Source organism: Castellaniella sp., from assembly GCF_034674885.1.
Lineage (GTDB): Bacteria > Pseudomonadota > Gammaproteobacteria > Burkholderiales > Burkholderiaceae_B > Castellaniella.
Genome location: NZ_JAUCDS010000001.1, coordinates 176,771 through 189,446, shown reverse-complemented (window position 1 = coordinate 189,446; position 12,676 = coordinate 176,771). Strand labels below are relative to the sequence as shown.

Below are 12,676 nucleotides of genomic sequence, written 5' to 3'. Positions count from 1 at the left end.
AACCACAAGGAGTCCTTATGTCCCTGATCAACACCACGATCAAGCCCTTCAAAGCCACTGCGTATCACAATGGCAAGTTCGTCGAGGTCAGCGACCAGACCGTCGCCGGCAAATGGGCGGTGTTTGTGTTCTACCCTGCCGACTTCACGTTCGTGTGCCCGACCGAGCTGGAAGACCTGGCCGATCATTACGCCGAATTCCAGAAGCTGGGCGTGGAAGTCTATTCCGTGTCCACCGACACCCATTTCGCCCACAAGGCCTGGCACGACACGTCCGACGCCATCAAGAAGGTCAACTACCCGATGATCGGCGATCCGACCCACGCGCTGTCGCGCAACTTCGACGTGCTGATCGAAGAAGAAGGCATCGCCCTGCGCGGCACCTTCGTGGTCAACCCGGCCGGCGAAATCAAGGTTCTGGAAATCCATGACAACGGCATCGGCCGCGACGCGTCCGAACTGCTGCGCAAGGTCAAGGCTGCCCAATACATCGCCAGCCACCCGGGTGAAGTCTGCCCGGCCAAGTGGGAAGAAGGCGCCAAGACCCTGACGCCCTCCCTGGACCTGGTCGGCAAGATCTGATCCCCATCGCCTGAGCGGCGTGCGGCGGCAGGAGCCGCCGATACGCCGGGCATTCTGTCTGGCTGGACCACACGGAATGCGAATGATGCGATCGCGGCCCGGCTGCGGGCGGGCCGCCCATTTTTTCTCCCCATGCGTTTGATTGGGCAGTGCCATAATGGCCTGTCCGGGGGAAGTTTTTTCCAAAAAGGTGTGAACTATGCTGGATGCAAACCTCAAAGGACAATTGGGAACCTATCTCGAGCGGGTCACGTTGCCCGTCGAGCTGCGCGCCTCCCTGGATGGAAGCACCCAGGCGCAGGAATTGCGCGTCTTTCTGGAAGAAATCGCCAGTCTGTCCGACAAGCTGTCCCTTTCCGAAGTCGCGGCCTCGGATGGCCGCAGCCCTTCGTTTGAAATCGCCCGGGCGGGCAGTGATGTCGGCGTGCGTTTCGCCGGGATTCCTCTGGGTCACGAATTCACCTCGCTGGTCCTGGCCTTGCTGCAGGTTGGCGGTCATCCGCCCAAACTCGACGACTACGTGATCGAACAGATCCGCGCCTTGCCGGGCGATTACCAGTTCGAAACCTATTTTTCCCTGTCGTGCCAGAATTGCCCGGACGTGGTCCAGGCGCTGAACGCGATGTCGGTCGTCAACCCGCGCATCCGTCACGTGGCCATCGATGGCGCGCTGTTCCAGGACGAAGTGCAGAAACGCGAAATCCTGTCGGTGCCTGCGGTGTTCCTGAATGGCGAATTGTTCCATCAGGGCCGCGCCGGGGTCGAGGAATTCCTGGCCAAGCTGGATGCCGGCAACGACGACGCCAAGGTCGAAGCCCTGAATGCCCGCGAGGAATTCGACGTGCTGGTTGTGGGCGGCGGTCCTGCCGGCGCTGCGGCAGCCGTCTATGCGGCCCGCAAGGGCATCCGCACGGGTGTGGTGGCCGAACGCTTCGGCGGCCAGGTGCTCGATACCATGGCGATCGAAAACTACATCTCGGTGCTGGAAACCGAGGGCCCTAAATTTGGCGTCGCGCTGGAACAGCACGTCAAGGCCTACGAGGTCGACATCATGAACCTGCAACGGGCCACCAAGCTGGTGCCGGGCAAGTCCATCCAGGTCGAACTGGCCAGCGGCGCCGTGCTGAAGGCCAAGAACGTCATTCTGTCCACAGGCGCGCGCTGGCGCCAGATCAACGTGCCGGGCGAGGACGAATACCGCAATCGCGGCGTGGCCTACTGCCCGCACTGCGACGGTCCGCTGTTCAAGGGCAAGCGCGTGGCGGTCATCGGCGGCGGCAATTCGGGCGTCGAAGCGGCAATCGACCTGGCCGGGATCGTGGGCCATGTCACGCTGGTGGAATACGGCGACGCTCTGCGTGCGGACGAGGTCCTGCAGCGCAAGCTTCGCAGCCTGCCCAACGTCGTCGTCCTGACGTCGGCGCAGACCACGGAAATCCACGGCGACGGCAAGCGCGTGACAGGCCTGAGCTACAAGGATCGCAGCAGCGGCGACGTCCATCAGGTCGAGCTGGAAGGCGTGTTCATCCAGATCGGTCTGGTGCCCAACACCGAATGGCTGAAGGGCACGGTGGATCTGACCCAGCACGGCGAAATCGTGGTCGATGCGCGAGGGCAGACCTCGGTGCCGGGCGTGTTCGCCGCTGGCGACGCGACCACGGTGCCCTACAAGCAGATCATCATCGCCGCCGGCGATGGGGCCAAGGCCGCCCTGTCCGCCTTCGACCACCTGATCCGCAGTTCGGTAGAAGTCGACGCGGTCGCGGCGGCCTGATCCAGAGGCTGGAAGCACCCAGGGCTCCACAGTGATGCTGTGGGGCCTTTTTTAGCTCAGGTCGCGCATTTCATGAACCCGATCTGGATACAATGATTGTTGCGCAATTCCCGCGTGCGGCCGCCTGGCGCGGCCTCTCTGATCGCACTCATCATGTTTTCTGAATACGGCGTTCTGGACGTCTGGACCTATCTGGCGGGCGTCGTCTTCATCGTGCTGCTGCCCGGGCCCAATTCCTTGTTCGTGCTGGCTGTCGGGGCCGGGCGCGGGGTGCGTGCGGGATACCAGGCTGCCTGCGGGGTGTTCCTGGGGGATTCCATCCTCATGACGCTGACGGCAGCTGGTGCCGCGTCCGTGCTGCGCTTGTTGCCGATGCTGTTCCTGGCCCTGAAGGCCGTGGGCGCCGTGTATCTCAGCTACTTGGGCATCCGCCTGCTGTGGTCCGCCCTGCATCCGGGGCATGGCGAGACAAAAACCGTATCCAGCGCGGCCGGCAACCCCTTTCACAAGGCCTTGCTGCTCAGCCTGCTCAATCCCAAGGCCATCCTGTTCCTGCTGTCGTTCTTCGTCCAGTTCGTGGACCCGGCCTATCCGCATCCGGCTTTGTCCTTCCTGATCCTGGCCGCGATCCTGCAGGTGTGCAGTGCCCTGTATCTGTCGTCCCTGATCTTCGGCGGCTCGCGTCTGGCGGCAGCGTTTCGTCGGCGACAGGGGCTGGCGCGCACCGGCAGCGGCCTGGTGGGGGCGCTGTTTCTGTGGTTTGCCGGACGCATGGCCTTCGAGGCCTGAGGCCTCTCCGGGGCCTGATGGGACTGGACATGACAGTCATCATCACTCTGCGATAATATCCATCATTCACAAAACGTGATGTCCCGGTGCCAGAGCCCCGAACACGACCATGTGGCGGGCCTGGCGGTTCGTCGTGCTCAGGTCTGCCAGGCTGGCCTAGGGGTTTGTCCCCTTTAGGCCGCTTCCCGCTTCCTGAGTAGAATTTTTCGAATCCGGCTGTTTCACGAACGATTCGAACAGGACGCCTGCATGCCGCCGCGACTGGCCTTACGCCGCATCACCAAGACCTACCCCGCCGTCCGCGCCAACGACGCGGTGGACCTGACGGTCGAACCTGGCGAAATCCACGCAGTGCTGGGTGAAAACGGTGCGGGAAAATCCACCCTGATGAAAATCATCTATGGCGTGGTGCGGCCCGATGCCGGCACGGTCGAATGGGACGGCCAGGCCGTGCAGATCGCCAATCCGGCAGCGGCACGCGCCTTGGGGCTGGGCATGGTGTTCCAGCATTTTTCGCTGTTCGACACACTGACGGTCGCGGAAAACATCGCCCTGGGCCTGCCGCCGGATATCCCTTTGCAGACCCTGGCCGGCCGCATTGCGCAGACCGCCGAGCAATACGGGCTGGACGTCCAGCCGCACCGGCACGTCCATACCCTGTCCGTGGGCGAACGCCAGCGCGTCGAGATCATCCGCGCCTTGCTGGGCAAGCCGCGCCTGCTGATCCTGGATGAACCGACTTCGGTCCTGACGCCCCAGGCCGTGCAGCGGCTCTTCGAGGTCCTGCGCCGGCTGGCCGCCGAAGGCTGCAGCATCCTGTACATCAGCCATAAGCTCGACGAGATCCGCAGCCTGTGCCACCGCTGCACGGTCATGCGGGCGGGGCGGGTGACGGGCGTCTGCGATCCGCGCCAGGAAACCGAAGCCAGCCTGTCGCGCATGATGATCGGCGCCGACCTGCCGGTGCAGCATCGTCAGGCGCGGGCTGCCGGCCCGGTGCTGATGCAGGTACAGGGGCTGGATCTGCAGCGGGCGCATCCCTTTGCCACGCCTTTGTCCCGGGTCGCGTTCGATCTGCATGCCGGAGAAATCCTCGGGGTAGCGGGCGTGTCGGGCAACGGCCAGCAGGAACTCATGGGGGTGCTGTCCGGCGAAGACCTGCGGGCCGAACCGGCGTCCATCACGCTGGATGGGGCGCCCATCGGACGGCAGTCGGCCGCCTGGAGGCGAGCGCAAGGCCTGGCGTTTGTGCCCGAAGAACGCCTGGGGCGGGGCGCCGTGCCCGAACTCAGCTTGTCGCGCAATCTGCTGCTGTCGCACCAGGGGGCGCAAACCGTCCGCCATGGCTGGATCCGATCCGGTGCCGTGCAGCGCATTACCGCCGGCATCATCGACCGCTTTCGCGTCAAGGCCGCCGGGCCGCAGGCCCTGGCCGGCAGCCTGTCGGGGGGCAATCTGCAGAAATACATCGTCGGCCGGGAGGTCGTGCGCCAGCCCCGGCTGTTGATCATCGCTCAGCCCACCTGGGGGGTGGACGTCGGCGCGGCGGCGCAGATCCGGGGCGAACTCCTGGCGCTACGCGATGCCGGATGCGCCATCTTGCTCATATCCGAGGAGCTCGACGAATTGCTGGAACTCTCTGATCGTCTGGTCGTCATGGCCAAGGGCCGCCTGTCTCCGCCGATCACGCGGGAACGGGCCAGCCGGGAACAGATCGGCCAATGGATGAGCGGCCTGTGGCCCGGTGCGGCAGATGTCACCCAGGAGGCCGCCCATGCTTGAGCTGATCCCTCGCGCCCAGCCTTCGCGCCGCATGGCCTGGGTCTCGCCGCTGCTGGCCTTGGCCCTGACCGCCCTGTGCGGCGTGTTCATGTTCATGGCGGTGGGCAAATCGCCGTTGCAGGGGTTGGCGGTCTTTTTCATCGAACCTCTCAGCAGCCTGCGCGGCTGGTCGGAAATCGGCGTCAAGGTCGCGCCGCTGCTGCTGTGCGCGGTGGGGCTGGCGCTGTGCTTCCGGGCCAATATCTTCAACATCGGCGCCGAGGGGCAGCTGGTCCTGGGCGCAGTCACTGCCGGCGCCTTCATCCTGCAGTTCGACGATGGCTCGGGCAGCGGGGGCGGTCCCCTGATGATCACTCTGGCGCTGATCGCCGGGGCCCTGGGCGGGGCATTTTGGGCGGCGCTGGTGGCATGGCTGCGCGACCGCTATCACGCCAATGAGATCCTGGTGTCCCTGATGCTGGTCTATGTGGCGCAACTGTTGCTCAGCTACCTGGTGCATGGGGTGATGCGCGATCCCGATGGTTTCGGTTTCCCGCAGTCCCGCCTGTTCGACCAGGGATTCCTGCTGCCGGTCTGGCCGGGCACGCGGCTGCACCTGGGCATCGTGCTGGCGCTGCTGGCCGCCGTGTTCGCCTGGCTGCTGCTGTCGCGGCTGTTTGCGGGCTATCGCCTGACGGTCGGCGGCCTGGCGCCGCTGGCTGCCCGCTACGCCGGGTTTTCATCCAGAAAGGCCTTGTGGGGCTGCATGCTGGGGTCAGGCGCCCTGGCCGGGGTGGCCGGCGCCTGTGAAATCATGGGGCCCATTGGGCAGGTGACGCCGTCCGTGTCGCCCGGCTACGGTTTTGCCGCCATCATCGTGGCCTTCGTCGGGCGCCTGCATCCGATCGGTGTCGTCTTCGCCAGCTTCATCATGGCGCTGTTCTACATCGGCGGCGAACTGTCGCAGACGCGCCTGGGCATGCCCAGCGCGATCACCGGCATCTTCCAGGGAATCCTGCTGTTTTCCCTGCTGGCCTGCGATGTCCTGATCCATCAACGACTGCGCTGGAGGCGCTGACCATGGACGCCTTGGCTCCTCTGATCGCCGCTGCCATGAATGCCGGCACGCCCCTGATGCTGGCGGCTCTGGGCTTGCTGATCAATGAAAAATCCGGGGTCATCAACCTGGGTTCCGAAGGCATGATGCTGGTGGCAGCCGCCCTGGGCTTCGCCCTCACGGTCCAGACCGGCAGCACGGCGGTGGGGTTTGCCGGCGGCGCCTTCGTGGGCGCAGTCATGGCCGGACTCTTCGCCTGGCTGGTGGTCTGGCTGGGCGCCAACCAGATCGCCTGCGGGCTGGCCTTGTCCCTGTTCGGGGTGGGCCTGTCGGCCTCGATCGGCCTGCCCTACGTCGGCGCCACGATCCAGGCCTCGACCTGGTCGATCCCTGTGCTGGGCGACATCCCCTTTGTCGGCGAGGCCCTGTTCCAGCATCACCCGATGGTTTACGGGGCGCTGATCCTGGCCGTGCTGCTCAGCCTGTTCCTGTATCGGACCCGCGCCGGGCTGGTGCTGCGGGCCGTGGGCGAGTCCCCTGAATCGGCCCACGCCCTTGGGTATTCGGTACGCCGCATCCGCCTGGTCGCGCTGCTGTTCGGCGGCGCCTGCTGCGGTCTGGCGGGGGCCTTCATGTCCCTGGTCTACACCCCGATGTGGGTCGAGAACATGGTGGCCGGGCGCGGCTGGATCGCCCTGGCCCTGACGCCGTTTGCCACCTGGCGGCCGCTGCGCGTGCTGGTCGGGGCGTATCTGTTTGGCGGCATCACCATTCTGACCTTCCATATGCAGGCCCTGGGCGTGCCCATCGCCTCGCAGTTGCTGTCCATGCTGCCGTACCTGGCTACGATCCTGGTGCTGGTCCTCATCTCGCGCAACGTGAACTGGATCCGCATCAACATGCCCGCGTCCCTTGGGCGCGTGTTCAACCCCAACAGTTGACGGCGCCTGTCGTCCGACCCGATCCCAACCTTGACCCGACGGAGATCTCCTGTCATGAAAACTCGTGTGATACGCCAAACCCTGGGGGCCGTGACGGCCGCCGCCTGCCTGTGGGCTGCCGGTCCGGCCATGGCCCAGGAACCCCTGAAAATCGGCTTTGTGTACGTCAGCCCCGTGGGCGAGGCTGGCTGGTCCTGGCAGCAGGACCTGGGCCGCAAATACATGGAACAGCAGCTGGGCGACAAGATCAAGACCCAGTACGTCGAAGACGTGCCCGAAGGCGCCGATGCCGAGCGCGTCATCCGCGACCTGGCTCAGCAGGGCAACAAGCTGATCTTCACCACATCCTTTGGGTTCATGAATCCGACCATCAAGGTCGCCAAACAGTTCCCCGACGTGAAGTTCGTGCATTCCACGGGCTACAAGACCGCGCCCAACGTCGCCACGACCAATGCGCGCTTCTATCAGGCCCGCTACGTGGCTGGAGTGCTGGCGGGCCACAAGACCCAGACGGGCGTGGTCGGGTATGTCGGCGCCTATCCGATTCCCGAAGTGCTGCAGGGCATCAACGCCTTCACGCGCGGCCTGCGCAGCGTCAAACCCGATGCCACGGTGCGAGTCATCATGGTCAATAGCTGGTTCGATCCGGGCAAGGAACGCGACGCCGCCCTGGCGCTGCTGGACCAGGGTGCCGACATCGTCACGCACCACACCGATTCCACCGCCACCGTGCAGGCCGCCGAAGAACGCGGCAAGTGGGCCATCGCCTACCATTCCGACATGCTGAAATTCGGCCCGCACGCCCAGCTGGCGGCCGTCACCCACCACTGGGGTCCGTACTTCACCCGCGAGGCCCAGGCCGTGCTGGACGGCACCTGGAAGTCCGATCAGGTCTGGGGCGGCTTCAAGGAACACATGGTGGACATCGAAGGTTTCGGCCCCGCCGTCGACGATGCCTTGAAGGCCGAGGTCAAGTCCAAGGAAGACGCCATTGCCGCCGGCACGCTGAACGTCTTTGCCGCACCCATCAAGACCAATGAAGGCAAGGTCGTGCTGGCTGAAGGCGCCCTGGACGATAAGGGTCTGAACGCCATGGACTACTACGTCGAAGGCGTCGTCGGGAAACTGACGAAAAATTGATAAGGCCCCGACGCTGCGCAGCCTGCGGCCGCCTCGCAGCTTGCATGCTGCTCGGATTTGCCTGGCACAGATCGGTCCGCAGGGACCGCTCCGTGTCCAGGCGCATCCCCCTGGGGGGCTCTAGCTGGGTCTTCTGGGGACCGACCAGGTGCTGATGACCTGGGCGACGGGTTCCCCGCCGCCCTCGGGCACCAGCAGGACTTCACCGGCCGTCATGCGGCCGGTTTTCAATATCTGCGCCTGGGCAATGATGCCGCCTGCCGGCGCGCCGCGCAGGAAGTTGATGGTCAGGCTGGCCGTGACGGATTCGGGCACGCCGGTGGCGCTGACCACGGCGGCGTACAGCGCCAGGTCCGCCAGACCCATCAGCATGGGCCCCGCCACGATGCCGCCCAGGCGTTGATTGGCCGGGTTTGGCGGCAGGCGCAGCGTGGCCTGGCCGTAGCGGATGTCCTGGACTTCGATCCCCAGCACGGCGGCAAAGGGGTGCAGCCGCGCCAACAGGTCACGGAAGCCATCCGGCGTGATGTGCGCGGCGGGCAGGGCAGTGGCGTCGGCAGGATCAGCAAGATTAGACATGGCGCAAAAGAGAGCGGAAAAGCCCATAGTACACTGGCCTGAGCCGGTGTCGTACGGGGCCATGGGGGCCTGCTGCGCCGGGCTTGAAAGGTGGTAGAAATGAATCGGATAGGAATGATCGCAGGCAGTGTCTCGGCCTGCATGCTGTTGGCGACGTCGGCATGGGCCGCGAATCATGGCGCGATGGCGCCGGCCGCCGATGCGCCCGTGTCGACGACTGTCACCGCATCGGACTGCTGGATCCGCCAGTTGCCGGCTCCTGCGCCTTCGGGCGGCTTTCTGGTCTTTCACAATGCCGGGTCGCAGGCGGTGAATCTGGTGGGTGCGCGTTCATCGGACTACGCCGAGGTCATGATCCACCAGACGAAGGAAGAAAACGGCATCAGCAAGATGTCCATGGTGCATCAGGTCGCGGTGCCGGCTGGCGGGCAACTGGCGTTCAAGCCGGGCAGCTACCACATGATGCTGGAGCAGGCCCGGGCTGGACTGAAGGTCGGCGATCATGTGCAGGTCGATTTCGCGCTGGACAATGGCCAGCGGGTGACGGCGCAGTGCGAGGTCAAACCCGCCAACGCCATGCCCGGCATGGCCGGACACGCTATGAAGCACTGATGCCTGGTGCCGGGTCGCGCACGGGATCGACAAAATCCAGCACGGCGCGGTTGAAGGCCCGGGGGTTGGCCAGGTTCATGCCGTGCGCTGCCAGGGCGATGCGTACCCGGCGCGCCTCAGGCTGGATCTGTTGCAGCCGATCCTGGCGCGTGCCGTATTTGGCGGGGCTGTTGGACCCGCCTACCAGCAGGATCGGGACGCGCAGGGCGGCTGCATCGCGCCACGGCACCGGGGTGTTGGCCTCCAGGATCTGCGACAGCAGCGTCATGGCGTTGTCGCGGGCCATGTCCTTGAACCAGCCGACCATCCTGCGCCAGGTGTCTTCGCCGTTGACGGTATCGACAAAGCCCTCCAGGGCGCCGTCGATGTCGCCGGCCTGCAGCAGTTCGACGGTTCGCGTGTAGAAAGGCGGAGTTTCCGGCTCGTCGTCAAAGCGAAAGCCCGGGTCCGCCAGCGTCAGGGATCGGCACAGATCCGGGGCCTGGATCGCAAAAGCCATGGCGACCTGCGCCCCGCGTGAATGACCCACCACGTGCACGCCCTGTTCGATGCCCAGGGCGCGGGTCAGGCGGATCAGGTCGTGCGCATGCGCGTCGACCCGATAGCCTGCCTGGGGGTGATGGTGCGCGGCCGGCCAGCAGCCGCGCAGGCTGGGGGCCAGTACGCGGCAGTGTTCCGCCAAGGCCGGCAGTTGCCAGCGCCAGTACCGATAGTCGCACAGTGAACCGTGGATCAGCAGGACGACGTCTTCACCGCTCCCGGCCTGGGTGTAGTGCAGATCGCCGTCCTCCAGGGCCAGGGTGTGGCGTGGCAGATCGGGGACAGCCGGCATCACAACAGCTTCAGGCGGCTCTTGGCGGTTTCGGCGGCGGAGCTCTGGGGATAGTCCTTGATGATGCGCTGCAGGCTGGCCTTGGCGCCCTTCATGTCGTTCAGTTCGATCTGGTCTGCAGCCACGACCAGCAGGGCATCCGGGGCACGGGCGTCGTCCGGGTGGGCCTTGACCAGCGCCTGCATGGTCTGGATGGAATTCTTGAAGTCCTTCGAGGCGTACTGGCTGCTGCCCAGATAGAACTGCGCGTCGGTGGCCGTGTCGCTGTTCGGATAGGACTGGACGAACGTGGCGAAACTGCCGGCGGCTTCTTTGTAGCGGCCGTTGCGGTATTGGTCGGCTGCGGCTTCGTAGGCGGCCTGCTGCTGCGGGTCGCCAGTCTGCGGAGTCTGGGGCGCATTGCCCTGGCCCGGGGCCGAGGCATTGCGGTTGATCTGGCTCAGTTCTTCGACGCGGCCACGCAGGGTCGCTATTTCCTGGTGCAGCATGTCCATCTGGTCGGCCAGTTGCAGCCGGGCCTGCTGGTTCTGGTCCTTGATCTGCTGGATCTGCGTGCGCAGTTCCAGGATGGCGCGGCGGGCTTCGTCGTCGGAAAAGGCATGGGCTGCCGGGGTGGCCAGCGTCAGGGCCAGCAGCGCGGCGGCGGGCAGAGCGTTCAGGCGATGAGTCAGTGCATGCATGGGGCGGTTCCTTCCATCCAGGGTGTCGGCGCAAATGAAAACGCCGTAGCGTCAGCCGCTACGGCGCTGTCATGGCCAGACGGCGATCAACGTTGGTAGTTGATGTCGGCGCGGCGGTTTTCAGCGTAGTCGGCTTCGGTGTTGCCTTGAGCCTTGGGACGCTCTTTGCCGTAGCTGATGGCTTCGATCTGGTTGGCGTTGACACCCAGCAGTTTCATCATGCGCGCCACGGCATCCGAACGGCGCTGGCCCAGTGCCAGATTATATTCGGAGCTGCCGCGTGCGTCGGTGTTGCCTTCGACGCGGACTTTTTGTGCCTGATGGCTGGTCAGGTAGTTGGCGTGCATTTCGACGACGCTGCGATACTGTTCGGGAACAGAGTAGCTGTCGAAGTCAAAATAGACCGAGCGTTGCTGCGCGAGCGGGCTTTGAGGATTGAAGGGATCCATGATTTGCCCAGCGGACGCCGAATCCGAGCCGGCGCCGTTAGCGCCGTTTTGATCCAACGGCACGGAGCTGCAAGCGGCCAGAGAGGCGGCAAAGGCGGCTATGGTCAGGGTCCTGGTGATGCGCGAGCTCATTTAATGTCCTTTAAGAAGAAAGAGTCACACGGAAAAATCAGTTGGTGAAAGGGCCCCAGGCCGGCTCGCGGACCTTGCCGTTGAGGACCGACAGCGTCTGACGGACCCGGCCGTCGATCGAAGTCACTGCCAGTACACTGCGCCCGTTCTGAATCGAACTGTAGAGCACTTGCATGCCGTTGGGGGCGTAGCTGGGAGACTGATCGTCCGGACCGTCCGTCAGGAGCTGTTCGGAGCCCGAACCCAAGGACAAGCTTGCAATTCTGAAAGCACCGTTTCTGCGAGTAACGTACACCAGTTGTTGTCCATCCGGCGATACCCTAGGTGAGATATTGTAACTTCCAGAGAAGGTCAGGCGCTGAGCGTCACCGCCGGCGGCAGGGACCTTGTAGATCTGGGGGCTGCCGCCGCGGTCGCTGGTGAAGACCAGGGACTGGCCGTCGGGGGTGTAGTAGGGCTCGGTGTCGATCAGGGGGGACCGCATCACGCGGCGCAGGTTCGAACCGTCCGCGTTGATGGTATATATCTGCGAGATGCCGTCCATAGACAGTACGATCGCCATATGGCTGCCGTCAGGCGACCAGGCCGGGGCGCTGTTGTTGCCCTTGTAGTTGGAGATCGGCTGGCGCTGGGCGTTGGCCAGCGTCTGCACGTAGATGACGGATTTGCCCGATTCGAAGCTGACGTAGGCAAGTTTGCTGCCGTCAGGCGACCAGGTCGGCGAGATGATCGACTGTTTCGAACGCAGCATGACCTGCGGATTCTGGCCGTCGGCGTCAGCAATTTGTAACTCATAGCCGTTGCTGGTTTGCAACACATAAGCGATCCGGGTGGAGAAAACGCCGCGCACGCCGGTGATCTTTTCGTAGATGCGATCGGCAATGCGGTGGGCGATCCGCCGCATTTCGGCTTCGCCGCCGCTGAACACGGCCGAGTCCAGTTCGGACTTGCGCACGTTGTCCACCAGCCGGTAGCTGACGGTGTACTGGCCGCCGTTCTGCGCCACGGTGCCGTAGGCCAGGTAGTCAGCCCCGCGCGACTGCCAGGTGCCGTAGTCGATCGGGCTTTGCACGGTCAGATTGGCGCCTGCGGCGTTGATCAGGCGGAACTGGCCGGATCGGGTCAGGTCGGCGCGGATGACTTCCGGCGTGGAAGTGCCGCTGGCGGCACCTGAGAAATCGGCGATGGCGATCGGGTACTGGGTAGCGCCGACGCCAGAAATGTCGACGCGCAACTGGGCGTGGGCGCTGGTGGCCGCTACGGTGGCCAGCGCCAGACCCAGGCCGGCCGTCGTCGCGCGCCGCCACAGGCGCCCGATGAAGCCGGAGGCTGTAAATACGGTCATGGTA

General features: G+C 64.8%; 13 protein-coding genes. 8 read left to right on the top strand and 5 right to left on the bottom strand.

The features are described from left to right. The first annotated feature begins 17 nt into the window (after positions 1-17). The 7 genes from ahpC to VDP74_RS00905 all read left to right on the top strand — a co-directional run bounded on the left by ahpC (position 18) and on the right by VDP74_RS00905 (position 8,043). Entirely contained in the window at positions 18-581 is a 564-nt protein-coding gene (gene ahpC, locus VDP74_RS00935) for an alkyl hydroperoxide reductase subunit C (RefSeq protein ID WP_322997725.1), read from the top strand. Between the two features lie 199 nt (positions 582-780). Next, the gene (ahpF, locus tag VDP74_RS00930) at positions 781-2,355 is read left to right on the top strand and encodes an alkyl hydroperoxide reductase subunit F (protein ID WP_322997724.1); all 1,575 of its coding nucleotides are present in this window, start codon (positions 781-783) and stop codon (positions 2,353-2,355) included. Positions 2,356-2,508: 153 nt separating this feature from the next. Continuing rightward, positions 2,509-3,144 (top strand): leucine efflux protein LeuE, encoded by a 636-nt coding sequence (gene leuE, locus VDP74_RS00925; protein ID WP_322997723.1) that lies wholly within the window; start codon positions 2,509-2,511, stop codon positions 3,142-3,144. A 249-nt stretch (positions 3,145-3,393) separates the two neighbouring features. Next, the gene (locus VDP74_RS00920) at positions 3,394-4,926 is read left to right on the top strand and encodes an ABC transporter ATP-binding protein (RefSeq protein ID WP_322997722.1); all 1,533 of its coding nucleotides are present in this window, start codon (positions 3,394-3,396) and stop codon (positions 4,924-4,926) included. Beyond that, a complete protein-coding gene (locus tag VDP74_RS00915; protein WP_322997721.1) occupies positions 4,919-5,983 on the top strand; it encodes an ABC transporter permease in 1,065 nt (354 codons plus the stop codon). Before VDP74_RS00920 ends, VDP74_RS00915 begins: the two co-directional genes overlap by 8 nt. Before the next feature lie 2 nt (positions 5,984-5,985). Continuing rightward, complete coding sequence (locus tag VDP74_RS00910; protein WP_322997720.1) at positions 5,986-6,903, top strand: ABC transporter permease; 918 nt, start codon at positions 5,986-5,988, stop codon at positions 6,901-6,903. 54 nt (positions 6,904-6,957) lie between these two features. Then, a complete protein-coding gene (locus VDP74_RS00905; RefSeq protein ID WP_416232907.1) occupies positions 6,958-8,043 on the top strand; it encodes a BMP family ABC transporter substrate-binding protein in 1,086 nt (361 codons plus the stop codon). A gap of 120 nt (positions 8,044-8,163) precedes the next feature. Here VDP74_RS00905 and VDP74_RS00900 read toward each other — a convergent pair whose 3' ends face one another. After that, positions 8,164-8,622: a PaaI family thioesterase gene (locus tag VDP74_RS00900; RefSeq protein WP_322997719.1), complete on the bottom strand. Its 459-nt coding sequence runs from the start codon at positions 8,620-8,622 to the stop codon at positions 8,164-8,166. Positions 8,623-8,736: 114 nt separating this feature from the next. Here VDP74_RS00900 and VDP74_RS00895 point away from each other — a divergent pair, with 114 nt between their 5' ends. Next, on the top strand, positions 8,737-9,234 hold the full coding sequence (locus tag VDP74_RS00895; RefSeq protein WP_322997718.1) for a copper chaperone PCu(A)C: 498 nt from the start codon (positions 8,737-8,739) through the stop codon (positions 9,232-9,234). On the opposite strand, the gene VDP74_RS00890 is transcribed toward VDP74_RS00895, so the two are convergent. The 4 genes from VDP74_RS00890 to tolB all read right to left on the bottom strand — a co-directional run bounded on the left by VDP74_RS00890 (position 9,221) and on the right by tolB (position 12,672). After that, a complete protein-coding gene (locus VDP74_RS00890; protein ID WP_322997717.1) occupies positions 9,221-10,066 on the bottom strand; it encodes an alpha/beta hydrolase in 846 nt (281 codons plus the stop codon). The genes VDP74_RS00895 and VDP74_RS00890 overlap by 14 nt on opposite strands. Further along, positions 10,066-10,746: a tol-pal system protein YbgF gene (gene ybgF / locus VDP74_RS00885; protein ID WP_322997716.1), complete on the bottom strand. Its 681-nt coding sequence runs from the start codon at positions 10,744-10,746 to the stop codon at positions 10,066-10,068. The genes VDP74_RS00890 and ybgF overlap by 1 nt, the downstream gene beginning before the upstream one ends. Positions 10,747-10,832: 86 nt before the next feature. Continuing rightward, positions 10,833-11,327 (bottom strand): peptidoglycan-associated lipoprotein Pal, encoded by a 495-nt coding sequence (pal, locus tag VDP74_RS00880; RefSeq protein WP_322997715.1) that lies wholly within the window; start codon positions 11,325-11,327, stop codon positions 10,833-10,835. A 37-nt stretch (positions 11,328-11,364) separates the two neighbouring features. Further along, on the bottom strand, positions 11,365-12,672 hold the full coding sequence (tolB, locus tag VDP74_RS00875; protein WP_322997714.1) for a Tol-Pal system beta propeller repeat protein TolB: 1,308 nt from the start codon (positions 12,670-12,672) through the stop codon (positions 11,365-11,367). Between the last annotated feature and the right edge of the window lie 4 nt (positions 12,673-12,676).